Genomic DNA, 21,753 nt, shown 5'->3' on the forward strand with positions numbered 1-21,753 from the left:
CCCGGGGGAAACCGGCCGCCGCTGCGGCGGGCACGCGCCGCAGCGGCGGACCGGCGACTGGGCTGGCTGCTGCTGACGCCCACGCTGGTGATCCTGCTGGCGGTCACGGCCTTCCCGCTCGCGTACAACGTGTGGAACTCCGTACGCCACGTCAAACTGACCGACCCCGCGGCGGACGGCTTCGCGGGTCTTGGCAACTACCGGGCGCTGTTCGCCGATGCGGCGTTTCGGCAGGCGCTGATACGGACCCTGCTGTTCACCGCGGTGTCGGTCTTCACACAGATCGTCGCCGGGCTCGTCGTGGCCCTTGTCCTCCACCGCCGCTTCCGCGGCCGGGGCTGGGTGCGGGCCGCCGTCCTGGTGCCGTGGGCGGTGCCCACCGTGGTGGCGGCGACGTCCTGGAAGACGATGCTCGATCCGCAGACCGGGTTCGTGAACCAGGCCCTCAGCGCCCTGCACCTGCCCGGCGCGGACACCAACTGGCTCGGCGGCGAGTGGACGGCGTGGGTGGCGATCGGCGCCACCGACGCGTGGAAGACCGTGCCGTTCGTGGCGATCATCCTGCTGGCCGGTCTCCAGGTGATCCCCGACGAGCTGTACGAGGCGGCCCGGATCGACGGCGCGAGCGCCTGGCAGACCTTCTGGCGCGTCACCCTGCCGCTGCTCAGGCCGGCCCTGCTCGTGGCACTGATCTTCCGTACGCTGTCCGCTCTGCTGGTCTTCGACGTGGTCTTCATCCTCACCGGCGGAGGGCCGGGCAACACGACGGAGACCCTCTCCTACATCAACTGGCGCGAGTTCCTGGTCGAGACCGACTTCGGCACGGGCGGTGCCCTCTCCGTGGTCCTCGTGGTGCTGGCGCTGCTCGTCGCCGCTGGTTATGTCCGGATCTTCCGTACCGACCGGGGGGAGGAGACCCGATGACCGGACAACTCCATGTGGCCGAGCACTCCGCTGCGGTGCGGGCGCCGGTGCCGGACACCCGAAGGGCCGGCCGGGACCGGCGTCGCCGGACCGCGGCCTGGCGACGCACCGGCTTCGGCCTGCTCGTCACGGCCATCGTCACCATCTCGCTCTTCCCGTTCCTGTGGATCCTGCGCACCTCGCTGATGAGCTCCCAGGAGTTCGCGCAGGGGGTCACCGGATTCCTGCCGAAGCACTTCACACTCTCCAGCTACGCCGACAACCTCTCCGACCAGAACTTCCTGCGCCCACTGCTCAACAGCATCCTCATCTGCCTGGTCAGCACGGTGCTTTCGGTGGTGTGCGCGACGCTGGCCGGGTACGCGCTGTCCCGGCTGCGGGTGCGCGGCGCGGGCGTCGTGCTGGGCTTCGTGCTCTTCGCCGGGTTCTTCCCGGTGCTGGCCATGGTCGGCCCGCTCTTCCTCGTCTACCGCGAGCTGCAGCTGCTGGACTCCCCGGCCGGACTGGTCCTGGCGTACATGGTCTACACGCTGCCCATCGCGACCTGGCTGCTGAAGAGCTTCTTCGACCAGGTGCCGCGCAGCCTGGAGGAGGCGGCCATGGTGGACGGCGCCAGTCGCCTGCAGGTGCTGTGGCGGATCGTCGTCCCTGTGGCGATGCCCGCCGTCTTCACCTCCGCGATCATCTCCTTCATCCTCGCCTGGAACGACTTCGCGTTCGCCACGTCCTTCCTGCAGACCCCGGAACGCTTCACGGCGCCGCTGGCGATCGTGAACCTCGGGCAGAGCCAGTTCCAGGTCTTCTACAACCGCATCGACGCCGCAGTCGTCCTGATCACTCTGCCCGTCGTCCTGCTCGTGCTGTTCGCGCAGCGCCGCATCGTGTCGGGGCTGACCGCAGGAGCCGTCAAATGACCGATCGTCAAGTGACCAGCAGCACCATCGACTTCAGGCACGCGCCCGCCTCCTCCTGGACGCTGCTGTGCCGGCCGGACGACCCCCACAAGAGCCTCGTACGCGAGGACGGCGCTCTCCTCTACGGCTTCCACGCGAGCGGTTTCGACGCCTGGTCCTTCGCGCGGACGGTGGGGTTCTCCGCGCAGACCACCCACCGCCCGGTGCGGGTCACACAGGAGACCGAGAGCGCGCGGCGCGCCATCGTCCGTACGGTCGTCACCTACCCGAACCAGACACTGGAGATGACCACCTTCGCCCACTACGGGCCGGCCCGGTACGACGTCGTCCTGTGGACGGTCACGGCGGCGCCCGGTGAGGACGAGGTCCTCACCGGGCTGCGCATCGACGCCCAGCTGCGCGGGGAGACGCTCGCAAGCACCGGATCCCGCCACGAGGTGCACGCGGTGCCCCTGGACACCGCGCCCGCCACCCCGGAGTGGACGGACGGGCTGCCGACCACCGACGTCGTCCCCGCGGGCGCCTGGCGGCTGCGGTCCTGCGGTCATCCGCTCGTCGGCGGCTCCGCCCAGGGGTTCGGCCCGGCCGACGGTCTGGTCACCCGGCCGGTGGTACTGCGCGGCAGCGAAAGCGTGAGCGGAGCGGTCGTCGTTCCGCTGGCCGATGGCCATCTGGACCTCGACCAGGCGTACGCCGCGCTCCAGGCGGAGCGCCGGTACTGGGACCGACTCGACGTCCAGCGGCTGCCGTTGACGGTGCCGGACCCCGACGTGCAGGACATGCTCACCGCCTGCGCCCGCAACCTGCTCCAGGCCCGAGAGGTCGAGCAGGACCTGCCGGTGCTGCATGTCGGGCCGACCATCTACCGGGGCCTCTGGCTGGTCGACGGCCACTTTCTCCTCGAGGCGGCGCGCTATCTGGGGCTGGACGACACCGCCGACGCCGGTCTCGAGGTGCTGATGCGGCGGGTCAAGCCGAACGGCGCCATCGTCCAGCTGGACAGCGAGCCGTACGTCAAGGAGACCGGCATCGCCATCGCCACCATGGTGCGGCAGGCCGAAATCACCGGCGATTCCGACGGGTTGCGCGGCCGCTGGCCCACCGTCCGCGGGGCCGTGGCCCATATCGCCGAACTGCGCGAGCAAGCGGCCGAGTTGCCCGCCGACCATCCCCTCCGCGGGCTGCTCCCCGAGGCATTCGGCGACGGAGGACTCGGCGGCAGCCGCGCCGAGTACACCACCACGATGTGGATCCTGACCGGACTCCGGTACGCGGTCGCGGGCGCGCGCATGCTCGGCGAGGCGGCCGACGCCGAACGCTTCGCGGATCTCTTCGACAGCCTGCTCTCCGCCTTCCAGCGATCCGCCAAGACCCAGCGACGCACCACCGCCGACGGCTTGCGCCATCTCCCGATGAACCTGCCGGGCAGCGGCGAGCACCAGTTCCTGCCGCGCACCCCGGACAGCCAGGTGCCGGTCTGGCGCCGGATCCGGCCCGAGACCGCGACCTGGGCGCTGTGCCACGCCATCTGGCCCGGAGAGATCTTCGCCGCCGACGACGAGGTGGTCCGCGACCTGCTCGACCTGTACGAGGCCCGCGACGACGAGCAGGGGATCCCGGCCACCACCGGCTGGCTGCCGTACAAGGCGGTGTGGACGTATCAGGCGTCCTTCGCCGCGCACGCCTGGCTGTACGCGGACCGACCCGACAAGGCGGCCGACTACCTCTACGCCTTCGCCAACCACGCTTCCCCGACCCGTGTCTGGCGGGAGGAACAGCCGCTGACCGGCAGTGGACACCTCCAGATCTGCGGGGACATGCCGCACAACTGGGCGTCGGCCGAGTTCGTCCGCCTGGTGCGTCACCTGCTGGTCTTCGAACGCGGCGCGGGTCTCGACCTGCTGCCGGCGGCTCCCGCGCACTGGTTCCGGCCGGGCGCCGAGATCCGCGTCGAGGGCACCCCCACCCGCTTCGGCCGGGTCGGTCTCGATGTCCGCGCGGGCGAGAACCGGCTGGAGATACGCGTCCTGCGGCAGGGACCGGACACGGTACCCGCACGCCTGCGGCTGCCCGCCCGTTTCAGTCGTGGTGGCGCACGTGTCGACGGCCGCCCGGTCGCGGCCGCCGAGGAGCTTCGGCTCGAACTGCCGGACGGCGCGCCGGTGCTTGTGGAGGCAGACTGCTGACGGAGCGCCCGCGCACCCAGGTCATCCAACAGGCCCTTTGGGACCTGTCCGGCGGATCAGGGCAGGAAAGGCCCCAGCCCCGCAACTCCCGGAGGAACGCCCGTACATCGCCCACGAGCAAGTCCGGCTCCTTCAGCACACGGGTGGGTTTCTGCCGGAGGGCCTGCCCTGGCCAGCCCCTGGACCCGATTGCGCCCCACGTACACGTTCCGCGCCCGGTAGTACGTGTTCCCTCCTGGGCCCGAGGAGCCCGACGAGCCCTCCATCTGGAGGTTGATGATCAGCCAGAGCGGCCTGCCGACGAAACCGGCGCCGCGGTGGACGGCCTCTTGGTGTTGCCCTTGAACTCCAGGTTGTCGCTCTCAGGAGCTCGGCGCCTGGAACTCTGTGATCGCTGGGGCTGCCGTACATCCGGGCGCTGCCGTTGTGGTCCGAACCCCAGGGATAGAGGTAGTTCCACTCGGCCTCGAAGGCGCCGTAGCTTCCGAAGGACCCGTTGATCACGTCCTCCCACGCGGCCGCCCGCGCGGCGGCCGGGGCCGGCCATGCTCCCAGCGCCGCCGCACCCGCCACCGCGGCCGTCCCGCCGAGGAATCTCCGTCGCCCGTACGACCCGCCTTGTAACGGCACAGCAGGCATGACCGCCTCCTCGGAGCCGGACGCGGAGCCCGGCTGAGAGTCCGGCTCGGAGTCCGATCACAAACCACCAGGATTCCTCACCGGGTGTCCGAACCACCGATGAGTTTCCGGGCGAGGATCAGTCGACAGAGGTGACAGCGCGTTCAGCGTTCACGCTCCAGGAGGTTCGCATGACCACCGAAGGCTTCACCACATGTCTCTGGTTCGACGGCAAGGCCGAGGAGGCCGCCCACTTCTACCTCTCGGTCTTCAAGAACTCCCGGCTGGGCCGGATCGTCCGCTACACGGAGGCGGGGCCCGGCCCAGCCGGCTCCGTCCTGACCGTCGAGTTCGAGGCGAACGGCCAGAAGTTCCTCGCCCTGAACGGGGGCCCGGAGTTCACCTTCAACGAGGCCATCTCCTTCCAGATCCCCTGCGGGGACCAGGAGGAGGTGGACTTCTACTGGTCCCGGCTCACGGAGGGCGACGGCGAGGAGGGACCCTGCGGCTGGCTGAAGGACAAGTTCGGCCTCTCCTGGCAGGTCGTCCCGACCCGGCTGACCGAGTTGGTCAGCGACCCCGACCAGGGGAAGGCGGCCAGGGCCATGCAGGCGATGCTCACGATGTCCAAGCTGGACATCGCCGCCCTGGAGAAGGCCGCCGCGGACGGGTGAGGAACGCCGGCACGCCGGCACGCCGGCCGACCCGCTTCGCACCCGTCGGGCGAGCCGGCCGCTGTACAGGTCGGGGCAGGCCCCCGGGTACGCACCCCGCCGAGACGCAGTGACTCCGAGAGACAACTCACCACTCGTATCCGGACCGTGGGGCCTCGTACTGCTCTTGGGAGCGTCGCTCGGGATCGGGCTCATCCTCGAGGGGGGAGCCGGCCCGGGGCGCGGAGTTGTCGGCGTTGCCGACCGCGGCGCCCTGTCGAGAGGCGGGCCGGTCCCGGTCGCCGTCACCCGTGACGAGGAGGGGGTCGACCATCACGATCGCTCCGGCCAGCACCAGGAAGATGACCGGGCCGATGAGCATGGGGAGCAGGAGCGACATCGGCGAGTCGCCGGACGAGGCTCCGCCGCTCGCCCCGTGGAGATGCACGCTGATCGCGGACATACCGGTGTAGTGCATGCCGCTCACGGCCACGCCCATGACCAGGCTGGCTCCCAGGCTCGCCAGGAGACCCCGGAGCGAGACGGCCGCCCACAGCGCGGCGGTCGCGGCGCCGACGGCGATCACGACGGAGAGCGCGACGGGGCCCGGGGCGTACTCGATACGCCCGTTCATCTGGATCGCCGCCATGCCCAAGTAGTGCATGGCGGCGATGCCGAGACCGGTGACGACGCCCGCGACGGCCAGCGTTCCGCGGTCGGCGCCGCGGACTCCCACGATGAAGACGCCGATGCCGACCACGACGATCGCCACGACGAGACTCAGCACCGTCAAGCCGACCTCGTAGCGGACACGGGTCTCCTCGACCTGGAAACCGATCATCGCAATGAAGTGCATGGTCCAGATGCCACATCCGATCGACGCCGCGCCGAGCGCCAGCCAACCCGGCTTCCACGCCTGTTCGTTGTTGTACAGAGACCGGACGATGCAGCGCAGCCCCAGAGCGCCTCCCAGGCATGCCATGAGGTAGGCGGCCACCGGAGTGACCGCGCCGTAGCTGAATCCGTCCACCGTGCCTTGCATATGCCAATTCCCCCCGGAACCTGGCTAGTTATGAGCGGGAAGGGTTACGTGCAAAGGCCATGCAAAGCAAGCCCTTACCGTCGGTACCCCAGTAGGTCCGTCTTTCCTGACGCAAATTGCTGTCATGGGTTGGCGAAATCTGACCGGTGGCGTGGTCACTTTGCGCCGCGGTCGCGTTCCGCCTTCAAGGGTTGGCGGGATCCCGTCGCCGCGTTATCGTTCACGCCGTTCACTCAATCGTTCTGTCGAACGAATAGCGCGAAGGACGGTCGGTCATGTCCGACATCCACCACCCAGGGCGGCGGTCGGTCCTCGCCACGGGAGCCGCGAGCGCCGCGGCGCTCGGCGCCTCCTGGTTGCTCAGCGGCTGTACCGGTGCCTCGGCGGCGCCCGCACTGCCCGCCGCGGCCAAGCAGGGCGTCCCAGACCCCGGCGGCACCCTCCGTATCGCCCGGCCTCCCGCCTCCGACGCCGAGACCCTCGACCCGGCGAGCGCCCTGTCGGCGTACGAATACCTCGGCGCCCTCTACAACCGCCTGGTCCGCATCGGTGAGAACGGTGCGGTCGCCCCCGACCTCGCCGAGTCCTGGGAGCCCGACGCCAAGGCGCGCACCTGGACCTTCCGCATCCGCAAGGGCGTCACCTTCCATGACGGGCGCGCCCTCACCTCCGCCGACGCCGCCTACACCCTGCGCCACATCCTCGACAAGAAGACGGCCTCTCCGCAGGCAGCCGTCCTCGCCCCGCTCGTCGACCCCGGCCGGCTGCGAACTCCCGATCCTCACACGCTTGTTGTACCGCTCAAGAGCCCTCACGCGGAGTTCCCGAGCCTCCTCACGCACTACAACTGCTATGTCATCCCCGACGGCAGCGGCCGCGCCATCGGCCGCACCGGCATAGGCACCGGCCCGTTCGAACTGGAATCGTTCACGCCCGCGGGCCCCGGCCGCATCACCGCGTACGAGGACCACTGGGCCGGCCGCCCGGTCCTGGACGCCATCTCCTTCTACTCCGTCGCCGACATGTCCGCCCGCTCGAATGCCCTGCTGGCCGGGCAGGTCGACCTGCTGTCCCAGACCAACCTCGACTTCGCCACCGCCCGGGTCGTCGCCGCCTCCGACCGCGCGACGATCGCACGGGTCGAGAACGCCCAGTGGTACGTACTGCCGATGCTCACCACGGAGAAGCCCTTCACCGACGTGCGCGTGCGGCAGGCGATGAAGCTCGCGTACGACCCCGAGCACGTGGTGAAGGTCGCCCTGCAGGGCGCGGGCACGGCCGGCTGGGACAACCCGGTGCCGCCGAGCGACCCCGCCCACATCACCGCGCACCCCGAGCATGATCCGGACCAGGCGCGGCACCTGCTGAAGAAGGCCGGACACGAGGGCCTCGCGGTCGACCTCTACACGTCGTCGTACGACCCGGTCTTCACGCCCATGGCCCTCGCCTACCAGGACTCGGCCCGGCGGGCCGGAATCCGGATCCGGGTCAAGACGGCCGCGGCGGACTCGTACTACACGCAGATCTGGATGAAGCAGCCGCTCATGGCGACGTACTGGTTCACCGGCAGACCCGTCGACCAGCTCCTGACCCAGGTCTTCCGCAGCGGCTCCTCCTACAACGAGACCGCCTGGTCCGACCGGGACTTCGACGCGCTGCTCGACCGGGCCCGGCAGGAGACGGACGGCACACGGCGGCGCGAACTGTACGGCGAGGCGCAGACCCTCGTGATCGACAAGGGCGGGGCGATCACCCCGATGTTCGCCGACCGGCTCGTCGGCCTCTCGCGCAAGGTGCGCGGATACGCCGAGTACGGCTTCGAGTTCGACTACCGCGGCATCGGCCTGAAGGGAGCCTGAGCATGCTCTCGTTCATCGCCCGCCGTGTGCTCGCCGCCGTCGGTACGCTCTTTCTCTCCTCCATCTTGGTGTTCCTCGCCGTCCAGGCCCTGCCCGGCGACGTCGCCACCCAGGTCCTCGGCAGGGACGCCACGCCGGACGCGGTCGCCGCGCTGCGCGAGAAGCTGAAGCTCGACCAGCCCGCCTGGGAGCGGTACGCCGACTGGATGGGCGGCGCCCTGCACGGCGACTTCGGTCTCTCGCTCGTCTCCGGCAAGGCGGTCGGCGGCGAAGTCGGCCTGTACCTCGGCAACTCCGCGCTCATCGCCCTCGTGACCGTACTGTTCGCCGTCACCGGCTCCTTGCTCCTCGGCATCCTCGCGGGCCTGTACCGCGACCGCTGGCCGGACCATCTGATCTCGACGGTCAGCCTGGTCGGAATGAGCGTCCCCGAGTTCGTCGTCGCGACCGTACTGGTGCTGTGCTTCTCCATCGCGCTGCCGTTGTTCCCGGCCGTGGTGCTGTACGGGCCCGAGGCGAGCATCGGTCAACTCCTGCCCGCCGTATGGCTTCCCGCCCTCGCCCTCGCCGTCGTCATGGCCGCGTACATCATCCGCATGGCCCGCACCTCCGTCATCGACGTGATGGCGAGCGAGTACGTCACCACGGCCCGGCTGAAGGGCCTGTCCACGTGGCGCGTCGTCACACGGCACGCCCTGCCCAGCGCCCTGCTGCCCACCCTGCACGTCATCGCCCTGAACGTCGCCTGGCTCGCCGGCGGGATCGCGGTCGTCGAGAACGTCTTCAACTACCCCGGCATCGGAAAGCTGATGCTCTCCTCCGTGCAGAACCGGGACCTGCCCGTCATCCAGGCCATCGCCCTGATCAGCGCCGTCGTGTACGTCGCCTGCAACCTGGCCGCCGACCTCGGCGCCATGGCCCTCAACCCCAAGCTCCGTACGCGCGGGAGGACCCGATGAGCACCCTGGAAACCCCGGCGCCCCCGCCCCCGTCCGCCACCCCGCTCGCACCGCCGTCCGCCACGGCCCGCGCCTGGCGCACGCTCCGGTCCTCCCGGACGGCCACCGTCGGCCTCGTGTTCGTCGCCGTCCACGTCCTGATCGCCCTGCTCGCGCCGGCCCTCATCTCGTACGACCCCCTCGCGAACAACGCCGACCAGGCGTTGCTCGGGCCGAGTGGGGAGCATCTGGCCGGGACCGACCAGTACGGCCGGGACGTACTCGCCCGGGTGCTGTACGGCGGCCAGTACGCGCTCGGAGTGTCCGTGGCCGCGACGCTGCTGACCGTCGCACTCGGCACGGTGGCCGGGTGCGCGGTGGCCCTGCGCGGCGGCTGGTTCGACGACGTGCTGGGACGAGTCCTCGACGCGGTGCTCTCCGTGCCGTCGGTCCTGGCACTGCTGGTCATCGTGACCGCGCTGGGGACGGGCCCCTGGGTCATCGTCCTCGCGATCGCCGTGGTGTCCGTCCCGCAGGTCGTCCGCGTGGTGCGCGGCGCCGCGCTGGCGGTCGTGCCCGCCGACTACGTGACCGCGGCGCGGGCCCGGGGCGAGGGCACCTGGTCGATCCTGCGGCGCGAGGTCCTGCCGAACATCATCGATGTCGTGTGCGTCGAGTTCGCGATGCGGGCCTCGTGGGTGGTGCTGCTGATCTCCTCGCTGTCCTTCCTCGGCTTCGGCGCCGATCCGCCGACTCCCGACTGGGGCCTCATGGTCGCCGAGAACCGCACGGCCATCACCGTCGTCCCCATGGCGAGCCTCGCGCCCATCATCGCCCTGGCCACGCTCGTGATCGGGCTCAACCTCGCCGCCGACGGCCTGTCCAAGGCGTGGGGCGTCGACCGGATCAAGGAGGGGGCCTGATGACCGCCACAGCCGCCGCCATCGTGTCCGTGGACTCTCTTTCCGTGGCCTACCGTTCGGGCGGACGTGACGTGCCCGTCGTCCACGATGTGTCGTTCGACCTGCGGCCGGGCCGGACGCTGGCGCTGGTCGGTGAGTCGGGCAGTGGCAAGTCGACGGTCGCGGCGACGCTGCTCGGCCATCTGCGGCACGGATCGCGGCTGACGGGCGGAACGGTCCGGGTAGACGGAGCCGACGTGTTCGCCCTGCCCGCACGGGAGTTGAGGCGACTGCGGGGCGGGACGGTCGCGCTGGTCGGGCAGAACGCCGGGCAGGCGCTGACGCCGTCCATGCGGATCGGACGGCAGATCGCGGAGGCCGGCGGGGACGTACCCGTCGTGGACCTGCTGGCACAGGTCCGGCTGCCCCGCCCCGCCGAGCTCGCCCGCCGCTACCCGCACGAGCTGTCCGGTGGTCAGCAGCAGCGCGTCGCCCTCGCCATGGCCATCGCCGCCCGGCCGAAGGTCCTCGTCCTCGACGAGCCGACCACCGGCCTCGACGTGGTGACGCAGCGCGGCGTGCTCGATCTGGTGGGCGCCCTGCGTGACGAACTCGGCCTCGCCGCCGTACTGGTGAGCCACGACCTCGGCGTCGTCGCGCACATGGCCGACGAGGTGACCGTGCTGAGGGCCGGGCGGATCGTGGAGGCCGCGCCCACCGGGCGCCTCTTCGCGGCCTCCCAAGACCCGTACACCAAGCGGCTGTTGGCGAGCGTGCCGCGACTCGACGACGCCGGACTCGCGATCGTCGGCGAGGACGGCGAGCGGGAGGTCCGGCCCAGGGCTGTGGTCGCCGGTGACGCTCCTGTCGCCGTCTCCGCGCGGGACGTCACCGTCGACTACGGGGCGTCCCGTGCCGTGGACGGTGTCTCCTTCGAGGTCCGACGGGGCGAAGTCCTCGCCCTCGTGGGCGAGTCGGGCAGCGGCAAGTCCACCCTCGCCTGGACTCTCGCGGGCCTGCGCGCTCCGTCCGGCGGCACGATGACCAGCGAGTCGGGCGACCTCGCCCGGCCCGCGCGCGAACGGCCGGTGTCGTTGCGGCGCCGGGTCCAGCTCGTCTTCCAGAACGCCGACACCTCCCTGAACCCGCGCCGGTCCGTCGGTGACGCGGTACGGCGGCCGCTGCGGTTCTTCGGCACGGCGGGGAGCCGTGCGGAGGCGGCCGTACGCGCCCGGAAGCTGATGTCCGACGTTCGCCTGGACCCGGCCCTCGTCAGCCGGCTGCCCGCCCAGCTCTCCGGCGGTCAGCGTCAACGCATCGGTATCGCACGGGCGTTGGCGGGGGAGCCGGACGTACTGATCGCCGACGAGATCACCACCGCTCTCGACGTCTCGGTCCAGGCCGAGGTGCTCCGGCTCCTCGACGACCTGCGACGCGAACGCCGCTTGGCATGCCTGTTCATCAGCCACGACCTGGCCGTCGTACGGGGCATCGCGGACCGGGTGGTCGTCCTGCGGCATGGCGTGGTGGTGGAGGAGGGCCCGACGGAGGCGGTGTTCGCCTCCCCGGGGCATCCCTACACGCGCCTGCTCATGGCGGCGGCCCTCGAGCCCGAGCCCGCGTCCGCCCCCGCCCCCGACGCCGAGCCTCTCGTGGAAGAAGTCCCCGAGTGGACTGATGCCGCCGAACCGGACGACCTATGGACCGACCACGGCCACGGCCACCGGGTGCGCCGCTGGCGCCCGGCCGCGAGGGAAGGAGCTTCGTGAGGTACCGCGAGCACTTCGACCGCCAGGTCATGCGCGACGACGTCTGGATCCCCACCAGGGACGGGACGACACGCCTGCACGCGCGGATCTGGCGGCCGGCCGACGCCGAGGCCGACCCCGTCCCCGCCCTGCTCGAATACCTCCCGTACCGCAAGACCGACTGGACCGCGCCCCGGGACGCCCAACGGCACCCCTGGTACGCGGGCCACGGCTACGCCTCCGTCCGCGTCGACATCCGTGGCCACGGCGACAGTGAGGGAACGCCCGGCGACGAGTACGACGCGCAGGAACTCGCGGACGGCGTGGACGTCGTCAACTGGCTGGCCGCACAGCCCTGGTGCACCGGCAAGGTGGGCATGTTCGGGATCTCGTGGGGCGGCTTCAACTCGCTGCAGATCGCCGCCCTCGCCCCCGAACCGCTGAAGGCGATCGTGACGGTCTGCTCGACGGACGACCGGTACGACAACGACGTGCACTACACGGGCGGCGCCGTCCTCGGCATCGACATGCTCGCCTGGGCGGGCACGATGCTCGCGTTCGCCTCCCGCCCGCCGGATCCGAACAGCGTCGGCCGGGACCGCTGGCTCCCGATGTGGCGCGAACGCCTCGACGCCCTCGAACCCTTCCTGCACACCTGGCTCGCCCACCAGGAACGTGACGACTACTGGCGGCACGGCAGCGTCTGCGAGGACTACCCGGCGATCGGCGCGGCGGTCCTGGCCGTCGGCGGCTGGCACGACCCGTACCGCGACACCGTGCTGCGGCTGGTGGAGCACCTGCAGGACGACCGCGTACGAGGGCTCATCGGCCCCTGGTCGCACCAGTACCCGGACCGAGGCCTCCCGCCCGGCCCGGCGATCGGCTTCCTGCAGGAGACCCTCCGCTGGTGGGACCAGCACCTCAAGGGCGTGGACACCGGCATCATGCGCGAGCCGAAGCTCCGCGCCTGGATGAACGAATCGGTACGGCCCGCGACTTCGTACGACATGATGCCGGGCCGCTGGGTCGGAGACCCGGCCTGGCCCTCACCGTCGGTCACCTGGGCCGAACAGCCACTGGGGCAGACGCACACCCCCGCCCTCATCCGCACACCGCAGCACACCGGCCTCGACGCCGGCCGCTTCTTCCCGTTCGGCAACGCGAGCGATCTGCCGCCGGACCAGCGGGAGGAGGACGGCCGCTCGGTCTGCTTCGACTCGCGGCCGCTGGAGGAGCGTGTGGAGATCCTGGGCCGCCCGCGCGTCCGGCTCCGCCTCGACAGCGCGACGCCACGCGCCCACGTGATCGCCCGCGTCTGCGACGTCGCGCCCGACGGCTCGTCCACGCTCGTCTCGCGAGGCGTATTCAACCTGCTCAAGCGGCAGGGCCGCGACCGGGCCGTGGAGTGGACGCCGGGCGCGTACGAGACCGTGGAGTTCGAGCTGAACGGCACCGGCTACGCCTTCCCGCCCGGCCATCGCATCAGGGTCGCCGTCTCCGACACGTACTGGCCCTGGGTGTGGCCGCACGGCGAGCGCGGCGAACTGACCGTGGTGCCCGCCGACAGCGCCCTGCTCCTTCCCGTCCGGGACCCGGCGCACGACCAGGGCAAGGAACCCATCCGCTTCGAGGAGCCCGAGCAGGCCTCGCCGCTCCCCGTGGCGTACGAGAAGTCCGACGAACCGCGGCCGGAACGGCTGGTCACGCACGACGTGGTCACCGGCGAGTGGACGCTGGAGGTCGACCCCAACTACGGCGGATCCCGGACCTACCCCGACGGGCTGCGCTACGAGGAGAGCGCGTGCGAGACATACCGGATCCGCGCCGATGATCCGCTCTCGGCGCGGGCGGTCTCCGAGTGGGGTATCCGGCTGCGACGCGGCGCGGACTGGGACACTGAGATCATGGCCCGTACGGAGCTGCGGGCCACGGCCACGGAGTTCATCATGGACAGTCGCATCGAAGCACGGGCGGACGGAGAGACAGTGGCCAAACGCGTATGGCAGCGCGCCATCCCGAGGACGTCGGCATGAAGGCCGCCAAGACCCCGCGCCGTGCCGTCGCCGCCGCCGACCGCACCCGCCAGCCCACGGAGGTGCGCCGCCGGCTCATCGTGGAGGCGGCCGTGCCACTGATCGCGGAACGCGGGTACCAGTCGGTGGGCGTGCGCGATGTGGCGGCCGCGGCCGGGGTGTCGGCCGGCACGGTCACGTACCACTTCGACAGCGTGCAGGAGATCCTCTCCGAGGCCATGGTGCTGCACATCGAGCGGTACTACGCGGCGCTGAGCGAGGCCGCCGACAAGGCGTCCGGCGGCTCCGAGGCGCTGCGGCTGCTGATCGACGCGCTGTTCACGGAGGACACCGACCGGCACTGGCGGATGTGGTTCGACTACTGGAGCGCGGGTGACCGCGACCAGGACCCGGAACGGGCCTTCGCCCGCGGCCAGGCCAAGCGGTACGAGGACTGGCACAGCCAGATCCGTGGTCTGGTCGAACGGGGCGTCGCCGAGGGCGAGTTCGTCTGCGCCGACCCGGTCGGCTTCACGGTCCGCTTCGCCGCGCTCTCCGACGGCCTGGCCTTGCAATGGCTGCGCCAGGCGCCCCCGCTGACCACGGAGGACGCCCGCCGCCATCTGTACCGGCTGGTCGAGACGGAGCTGGGAACGGGGCGCTAGGACCGTTCGGCGATCGGGCCCGGTGTTGATGCGGACGTGGTTCTCCTCGCCGGGACTCCGTCCAGGACCGGTCAACGGAGCGGACACTCTCAAAGGGCCTGCGCAAAGTCTTGACCGCTACCTCATCCGCCCCTACGGTCTCGCCGACGCTACGAACCACGTTCGAAATACCGTACGGGCGGGGCGAGTTGAGAGTGGACGTCCCGCCTCCCGTAGCCGAAAGGCCGAGCCGCCCATGCCCGAACCGCACCACGTACAACGTCGCAGACGCCTACGGATCCCCCCGCCCCCGCTCGTCGGGCGCTCCGAGACCGACCGGTTGATCCCGGCCGGCTACCGGCAGCCCTCGTGGACCCGCCCTGGCGCGGCGCTGCCCGTCACCGCCGAAGAACCGGCGCACGGGCGCGCCGCGTTCCCCCACGCCTGACCACCCCGGTCGACCCGTGCCCACCGTTACGAGTGCGGCTGACGCCGTCGTCGAACCGGTTCGACGCCTCCTGGAAGGACGCCATCCATGCCATCCGCTGACAGAGCCGCGCGGCGCAGAGCCCCGGCCGCCATGGCGCTGGCCCTCGGCGCGGGCCTGCTGGCCGCGCCGGCCGCCCCCGCGCAAGCGGCCGATACGCCCCAGCCCACAGCCCATTACTCCTTCGACCAGGACGACCTCGCCTCCGGAAAGATCACCGACACTTCCGGCAACGGCCTGACGGCGAACCTGGTGAACGGCTCCACCGCGCAGTCCGTCGAGGGCACGGACGGAGGCAAGGCGCTCGCCCTGCCCGGCGGTGCGCCCACCTCCGACGGCGCGTACGTCCGCCTGCCCCGCGAAGTCGTCGGCGACGCGACCGACTTGACGGTCTCCGCCCGAGTGAAGTGGAGCGGCGACAAGTCGTCCTGGCAGCGGATCTTCGATCTGGGCACCAACACCACCAAGTACCTCTTCGCCACCCCGTACAACGGCAACGGGCTGCTGCAGGCCTCCGTGACCACCGGCGGAGGGGGCGCGGAGGCACAGGTCCGCGGCTACGCGCCGCTCCCCGCGAACGAGTGGCGGACCCTCACCGTCACCCTCGACACCTCCGCCGGCCGGCTCACCACCTACCTCGACGGCGCGGCGGTCTCCTCCACCGAGACCAGCATCAAGGCCAAGGACGTGCTGGACGACTCGGCCACGGCCGCCGGTTACATCGGCAAGTCCTTCTGGCCGGATCCGCTGCTCAAGGGCGCGGTCGACGACTTCACCGTGTGGCACTCGGCGCTCAGCGCCGAGCAAGTGGCAGGCACGGTCGGTGCCGTGCCCACTCTCCAGGAGCTGTCGAAGACGTCCTTCGAGGCCCGTACGACGGCCGGGACCGCCCCGTCCCTCCCCGCCGCCGTCCGCTCCACCTTCTCCGACGGCTACGACCGCGACACGCCGATCACCTGGGACGACATACCGGCCGAGAAATACGCCCAGCCCGGGACGTTCACGGTGGCGGGAACGGCGGCCGGGCGTGCCGTGAAGGCGGCCGTCACCGTGGTTCGCGAGGGGCAGCTCAACGTCGACCTCGGCTCGGACACGGGTGCGTTCCACGGCGGCGCCTCCGGCACCCTCTACGGCGTGTACGGACCGGACGTCCCCACGAACAACCTCATCGAGGGCATGGGTCTGCGCACGGTCGCCACGAAGGCGCAGGACGGCGCGCAGCACCCCGGTGCCGACGCGTTGGAGGTGGTCAAGCCGCTCGCCGACTCCACCAACGGTGACGTGTACATCTACATGACCGACACCCACCGGGGCTTCCCGTACCAGTGGCCGGGCGACACCCCCGAGGAGAAGCTCAAGCTCTACCGGGAGAAGATCGCCAAGCAGGTCGACCAAGTTCTGCAGTTGCCCGAGGAGTACCAGGACAACATCGTCTTCGTGCCGTTCAACGAGCCCGAGGGCAACATGTTCGGCACCGGCGAGTGGAGCTACAACAAGGTCAGCTGGCTCAACGATCCGGACGACTACTTCGCCGCCTGGGACGACTTCTACAAGCTCATCAAGGGCAAGATGCCCAAGGCCCGCATCGCCGGTCCCAACACCAGCGTCCTCTACGACCAGGTGAAGGGCTTCCTCACCCACACCCTGGCCGCCGGTACCCTCCCCGACGTCATCACCTGGCACGAGCTCAGCCACCCGGAGGCGGTGCGCGAGAGCGTCGCCAAGTACCGGACGTGGGAGAAGGACCTGTTCAAGGGCACCGACCGCGAGGGCACCCGGCTGCCGATCAACGTCAACGAGTACGCCTTCAACTACCACACCTCGGTCCCCGGCCAGATGATCCAGTGGGTGTCCGCGATCGAGGAGTCCAAGGTGGACGCCGACATCGCGTACTGGAACATCGACGGCAACCTCTCCGACTCCGCGGTGCAGTCGAACCGCGGCAACGGCCAGTGGTGGCTGCTGAACTCGTACGCCTCGATGAGCGGGCATACGGTGAAGGTGACCCCGCCGTTCCCCGGCGAGAACTACACGATGCAGGGCGTCGCCACGCTGGACGAGAAGAAGAAGCAGTCCCGGCTGATCTTCGGCGGTTCCACCGGCAAGGGCCACATCACCTTCGACAACGTCCCGAAGAAGCTCTTCGGGGACCGCGTGCACGCCTGGGTGAAGGAGATCGACTGGAGCGGGCAGGTGGGCGACAACTCCGGCCCGAAGCTGCTCTCCGAGCAGAACCTGAAGGTCGGTGACGACGGCAAGGTCGTCGTCGACTTCGGCGACGGCGCGCTGCCGAAGCTGAAAGAGTCCTCGGCATACGAGATCGTCCTCAGCCCGGCCGGGAAGGCGAAGGGCACGCAGTCCCCGCCCGTGCGCTGGAAGGCCTCGTACGAGGCGGAGGACGCCGCCCACACCGGGTCCGGCTACTCCAAGAACGGCCCGGAGGGCTCGCCCCGCGACGTGTCGAAGTTCTACACCTCCGGCGGATACGACGTGGGCGGCCTGCGCACCGGCTCGGACGTCACGCTCGATTTCACCGTGGACGTGCCGCAGGACGGCACGTACGACCTGAGCGTCTTCGCCAACTCCCTCAACACCTTCGACAAGGTGAAGGAGCAGGGCCCCACCAACGTCTTCCTGCGCGTGGACGGCAAGGCGGACAGCGAGCGGGAGATGTACCTGCCGCTCGGCTACAAGTGGGTGGTGTGGGACCACGCCGACACCAAGGTCAAGCTCACCAAGGGCAAGCACACCCTGACGCTCGCCGCGAAGAGCGCCGACGGCAAGCGCGCCACCAAGGGCGACGCCATCGTCGACCGTCTCACCCTCTCCCTCCCCGAGGCCTCGGCCGACACCCAGGTGTACGAGGGCGAACTGGCCTGGCTGGGCGGCGGGGCACAGCCCGTCTACAAGCTGCCGGAGCAGGCCGGAACCCCCGCCACCGGCTCGGGCGCGGTCCGGCTCGCGAAGGGCCAGACCGTTACGTTCTGGGTCTACTCGCCCGCCGACCGCGAGGCCACCCTCAAGGTCGACACCCTCGGCGGCTCGGGCGCCCGGCTCTCCGTCAACGGCCATGACGTCCTGCGCCTGGCCAAGGGCAGGAGCAGCGCGGCGGTATCTCTCTCGGGCGGAGTCAACAAGGTGACGCTGACCGGAGGTTCGTCCACCACCGTCGTCGACCGCCTGAGGGTCACGCCGACCGAGGGCGCGCTGCCGGCGCGTACGTACGAGGCGGACGACGCCAAGCTCGCCGGCTCGGCCAGTCTTGCTCGGCTCTCCCTGGCCACCGATGGCACGGCGATCAACGGTATCGGCGGCGAGCCCGGAAACGGCAACACCGCGACGTTCACCGTCAGGGCCGATCGGACCGGCCTGCACGCGCTGCGCATCCGCTTCTCCAACCCGGAGCAGTCGGAGGCCACCCACTACAACCCGGACCCGCTCGCCCGCCACGCCGACATCAGCGTCAACGGCAAGGTGCGGCGCGTGAGCTTCCCGCACAGCTTCCATCAGAACAACTTCTGGGAGCTGACTGTCCCGGTCCACCTGAAGAAGGGGGAGAACACGATCGCCTTCCGATCCGAGGAACTGCCGAACTTCGACGGCACCACCTACGCCTCGGACACCTTCCCCGGCGTGCTGCTCCGCTCCCGCCACGCGCCGCTGATCGACCGGATCACCGTCGCGCCGTACATGCGGGAGGCGCGATGAAGTGATGACCACCGGCGGCGAGTCAACTCGCCGCCGGTGCCGCAAGCAGGCGCCCGGGTCCGTCGCTACAGGCCGTTGGTCAGTTCGTCGCGGAGGCCACCGCCTCGGTGATCGCCCGGGTGATGCGCATGATGCCGGGGGAGCGGACCGGGCAGGGCTTGGGCTTCTCGGTGGTGGGGGCCAGGCAGAAGTGCAGGTAGTCGTCGTCGCGGTGCAAAGCCGTGCGGCCGCTGCCCGGACGGGTGCAGTACGCGCTGTGGTCGCGCTCGTACGCCGTGCACGGCAGGTACTGGGTCCAGGTGTAGCGGGCCGTGGCCGGGCTGACCGCCTTGCCGGCGTCCGCGAGCAGGGCGCCCGAGGCGTCGGCCTGCCGCTCATAGATCGCGTTGACGCGGCGGATCCGGTCGGGCGTGATCGGATCCGGGCCCTGGAGCACCCAGACGACCTTCGGCCCGTGCGCGCCCGACGCGTCCGCGATCTGTGCGGTCAGCTTCTTCGCGTCGGCGGCGTAACGCGCGAAGTACCTGGCCCGCGCCTTGTCATGGGTGATCCCGTCCATGCATGGCGTGTATCCCCAGGCGTTGCCCCAGAACTGCAGCACCACGAAGTCCGGCCGCAGCGCACGCACCAGGGCGGCCGCCTTGTCCTTCGCGGGGACGAGCGAGTCCTGACCGGTGCCCTCCAGATAGTCGCAGAGCGTTGTCCCCGAGTACGGGGCGCTGGTGTAGCGCGCCCGCAACTCGTCCCGCAGCAGTCCGCCGAGCACCTTCTGGTTCTCCATGGCGAGCGAGTCGCCGAGGTAGAGCACGGTGGGCCGCTTCGTGGGCACCTCGGGCGAGGAGGAGGCGGGCGGACGCTGCTGCTGTGTGGTCGAGGACGGTGATGCCTCGCGAGCCCCGTGAGCCTCGGAAGCCGAAGACGGTGACGTACCGGGATCCGAACGCGCGGGGTGCGCGGCCTCGGGACCTGAGGAGGGGTCTCCGCAGGCGCCGAGCAGCAGTAAGCCCACAAGTACCCCGACGATCCACGGTTTGCGCATGCGGTAACTCCCGCCCCAGCCACCGAAAACGGCCCCCAGACAAGCACAGCGCGACGCAAGGCGGAAGTGTGCCGACAGAGCAACACCGGGCGCACGACGGTGACTTGAGGAGAGAGTCTCCTGAAATACGTAGCTGTGCTTAAGCGTTACCGTAGTTCTATTCACTTGTGCTGCGACACTCTGCTCGGGCAGCGTACTCGGATGTGCAGACCAACTCCCCATGGCGGACAGCCGACTTCCGTACGCTCTTCACCGCGACCGCGCTCAGCCAGCTCGGCACGAACGTCGGTTACGTCGCTGTCCCGCTGATCGCCGTGGCCGCGCTCGACGCGAGCCCTGGCGAGGTCGGTGCCCTGGCGACCCTGAGTACCCTCGCCTTCCTGCTCATCGGCCTGCCCACCGGGGCCTGGGTGGACCGGATGCGCTCGCGGCGGTTACTGATCGGCGCGGACCTGGTGCGCGCGGTCCTGATCGCATCCCTCCCGGCGGCCTGGTGGCTGGACACGCTCACGCTGGGTCAGCTGTACGCGGTCGTGCTGCTGAACGGCTGCGCCACCGTGTTCTTCGACGTGAGCTCACAGAGCGTGCTGCCCCAGCTCGTCGGCCGCGACGCGCTCGTGCGGGCCAACGCCGCCCTGGTGAGCCTCTTCGCGGTGAGCAACGTGGTAGGCCGGAGCGTGGGCGGTGGACTGGTCCAGCTGCTCACGGCACCGGTGGCCGTCTTCTGCACGGCGGTGAGTCACCTGGCGTCGGCCCTCCGGCTCATCGCGATGAGCCACGCGCCGACGCCGCCTGCGCCGAGCCGGCCGACCGGGCTGCGGACGCAGATCGCCGAAGGCCTGCGTCATGTCTTCGGCAACAAGGAGCTGCGGGCCCTCGCGCTCACCGCCGCCCTCACCAACCTGGGCATGCAGATCATCAACACCATGCTCCCGGTGCTGTTCGTCAGCGAACTCGGCCTTCCCGCAAGCGCGTTGGGCCTGTTCTGGGCGGCGGGCGGCGTCGGCCTCCTGCTCGGCGCCCGCTGCGCCGGCCCGCTCGCCGGGCGCCTCGGCCACGGCCGCACACTCGGCTTCGTGGGCCTGTGCCTCGCCCCGGCCGGACTGCTCGTCCCCCTCGTCGACCGTGGCGCCTGGCTGTGGATCGGTGGGTTCGGCTGGGTCCTCGCCCTGTTCAAGACGGGCATGGACAACGTGCTCGGCGTGAGCCTGCGCCAGCGGATGACCTCGGACGCCCTCCTCGGCCGTATGAACGCCACGTTCCGGTTCGTGCTGACCGGGGCCCTCGCCGTCGGCGCGGCGGTGGCGGGCCTGATCGGCGAGCTGGCCGGTGTGCACACGACCTTGTGGGTGGGCGCAGCCTGCCTCGCCCTGGCCTTCCTGCCGGTCTTCCTCTCGCCGGTCCGCACGCGCCGCGCCCTGCCCCACCAGCAGCAGAGTGTCGGTGTGCCGACCTGACCTGGTGGGCTCAGGCCTGGTTCCGGGCCAGGTGCCGCGCCGCCAGGGCGAGCTGGAGCCGCAGGCGGCCCTGCGGGGTGCGCACCGGCCAGCCCAGCAGGGACTCCGCGTGGGCGAGCCGGTCCTGGAGCGTGGAGTGGTGGAGGTTCAGCTCGGTGGCCGCCGTCCGCAGGCTCGGCTGGGCGACGACGGCGTGCAGCGTGGGCAGGAGCCAGGGGGCCGCCCCAGCGGCGTGGTCGACGGTGCGCACATCGGCCGGCGGCTCCGTGCCCGGGGTGACCACGGCGGCCAGCAGAGCGAGCGTGCCGAGCTCATCGGCATGGACGACGCGCGGGCCCGGGTCGTCGTCGCGGCCTTCCGCCGTGAAGCGCAGGGCCGTGCGGGCGGCGGCCCAGGACCGGGGCAGTTCCAGGACGGGGACCGCCGGGCCCACGCCCATACGAATCCCCTGCGCGAGCTCCGGGCCGGGAACCGGTTGGACGAGAGCCAGCTCACCGGAGGCCAGACTCAAGGCGGTGTGCTCGTCGAGAGCCGTGCCTGAGCCCGGCGGCCGGCGGGCGCCCCGCAGGCCGCCGCGCAGCGCGACCGCGCGGGCCTGGCCGTCCGGGTCGAGACCGAGGCC

At 70.7% G+C, this 21,753-nt stretch carries 15 protein-coding genes; 12 read left to right on the forward strand and 3 right to left on the reverse strand.

Going from position 1 to position 21,753, the window contains the following annotated elements; genetic code table 11:
• The 4 genes from FGD71_RS38275 to FGD71_RS38295 form a co-directional block, all read left to right on the forward strand.
• The coding region (locus FGD71_RS38275) for a carbohydrate ABC transporter permease (protein WP_140936048.1) at positions 1 to 924 on the forward strand (924 nt) is incomplete at its 5' end.
• On the forward strand, positions 921 to 1,838 hold the full coding sequence (locus FGD71_RS38280) for a carbohydrate ABC transporter permease (RefSeq protein WP_119105158.1): 918 nt from the start codon (positions 921 to 923) through the stop codon (positions 1,836 to 1,838). The genes FGD71_RS38275 and FGD71_RS38280, both read left to right, overlap by 4 nt.
• Positions 1,835 to 4,024, forward strand: coding sequence for a hypothetical protein (locus FGD71_RS38285; RefSeq protein WP_119105159.1), 2,190 nt, complete (start codon positions 1,835 to 1,837; stop codon positions 4,022 to 4,024). The genes FGD71_RS38280 and FGD71_RS38285 overlap by 4 nt, the downstream gene beginning before the upstream one ends.
• 809 nt (positions 4,025 to 4,833) lie before the next feature.
• Positions 4,834 to 5,316: a VOC family protein gene (locus FGD71_RS38295; protein ID WP_119105160.1), complete on the forward strand. Its 483-nt coding sequence runs from the start codon at positions 4,834 to 4,836 to the stop codon at positions 5,314 to 5,316.
• A gap of 127 nt (positions 5,317 to 5,443) precedes the next feature.
• Here the strand turns inward: FGD71_RS38295 and FGD71_RS38300 are convergent, their stop codons facing one another.
• Positions 5,444 to 6,337 (reverse strand): MHYT domain-containing protein, encoded by an 894-nt coding sequence (locus tag FGD71_RS38300; RefSeq protein WP_119105161.1) that lies wholly within the window; start codon positions 6,335 to 6,337, stop codon positions 5,444 to 5,446.
• 275 nt (positions 6,338 to 6,612) lie between these two features.
• On the opposite strand from FGD71_RS38300, the gene FGD71_RS38305 reads away from it, so the two are divergent.
• The 7 genes from FGD71_RS38305 to FGD71_RS38335 all read left to right on the forward strand — a co-directional run bounded on the left by FGD71_RS38305 (position 6,613) and on the right by FGD71_RS38335 (position 18,635).
• Positions 6,613 to 8,196, forward strand: coding sequence for an ABC transporter substrate-binding protein (locus tag FGD71_RS38305; protein ID WP_119105162.1), 1,584 nt, complete (start codon positions 6,613 to 6,615; stop codon positions 8,194 to 8,196).
• Positions 8,197 to 8,198: 2 nt separating this feature from the next.
• A complete protein-coding gene (locus FGD71_RS38310; RefSeq protein ID WP_119105163.1) occupies positions 8,199 to 9,155 on the forward strand; it encodes an ABC transporter permease in 957 nt (318 codons plus the stop codon).
• On the forward strand, positions 9,152 to 10,057 hold the full coding sequence (locus FGD71_RS38315; RefSeq protein ID WP_119105164.1) for an ABC transporter permease: 906 nt from the start codon (positions 9,152 to 9,154) through the stop codon (positions 10,055 to 10,057). Before FGD71_RS38310 ends, FGD71_RS38315 begins: the two co-directional genes overlap by 4 nt.
• Positions 10,057 to 11,805 carry a dipeptide ABC transporter ATP-binding protein gene (locus FGD71_RS38320; protein WP_119105165.1) on the forward strand — a complete coding sequence of 583 codons (1,749 nt, stop codon included), beginning with the start codon at positions 10,057 to 10,059 and terminating at the stop codon, positions 11,803 to 11,805. The genes FGD71_RS38315 and FGD71_RS38320 overlap by 1 nt, the downstream gene beginning before the upstream one ends.
• Complete coding sequence (locus tag FGD71_RS38325) at positions 11,802 to 13,817, forward strand: CocE/NonD family hydrolase (protein ID WP_119105166.1); 2,016 nt, start codon at positions 11,802 to 11,804, stop codon at positions 13,815 to 13,817. The genes FGD71_RS38320 and FGD71_RS38325 overlap by 4 nt, the downstream gene beginning before the upstream one ends.
• Positions 13,814 to 14,461, forward strand: a complete 648-nt coding sequence (locus FGD71_RS38330; protein WP_240436971.1) for a TetR family transcriptional regulator C-terminal domain-containing protein — start codon at positions 13,814 to 13,816, stop codon at positions 14,459 to 14,461. The genes FGD71_RS38325 and FGD71_RS38330 overlap by 4 nt, the downstream gene beginning before the upstream one ends.
• Positions 14,462 to 14,975: 514 nt before the next feature.
• Positions 14,976 to 18,635, forward strand: coding sequence for a LamG-like jellyroll fold domain-containing protein (locus FGD71_RS38335; RefSeq protein ID WP_240436972.1), 3,660 nt, complete (start codon positions 14,976 to 14,978; stop codon positions 18,633 to 18,635).
• A gap of 79 nt (positions 18,636 to 18,714) precedes the next feature.
• Here the strand turns inward: FGD71_RS38335 and FGD71_RS38340 are convergent, their stop codons facing one another.
• Complete coding sequence (locus FGD71_RS38340) at positions 18,715 to 19,674, reverse strand: SGNH/GDSL hydrolase family protein (protein ID WP_119105169.1); 960 nt, start codon at positions 19,672 to 19,674, stop codon at positions 18,715 to 18,717.
• A 203-nt stretch (positions 19,675 to 19,877) separates the two neighbouring features.
• Between FGD71_RS38340 and FGD71_RS38345 the strand changes: the two genes are divergently transcribed.
• Positions 19,878 to 21,131, forward strand: coding sequence for an MFS transporter (locus tag FGD71_RS38345; protein ID WP_119105170.1), 1,254 nt, complete (start codon positions 19,878 to 19,880; stop codon positions 21,129 to 21,131).
• 10 nt (positions 21,132 to 21,141) lie between these two features.
• Here FGD71_RS38345 and FGD71_RS38350 read toward each other — a convergent pair.
• Positions 21,142 to 21,753, reverse strand: a 612-nt coding sequence (locus FGD71_RS38350) for a helix-turn-helix domain-containing protein (RefSeq protein ID WP_162931339.1), incomplete at its 5' end; no start/stop codon positions are given.

This window comes from Streptomyces sporangiiformans (assembly GCF_005768555.2).
In the GTDB taxonomy this organism is placed as follows: Bacteria; Actinomycetota; Actinomycetes; order Streptomycetales; family Streptomycetaceae; genus Streptomyces; species Streptomyces sporangiiformans.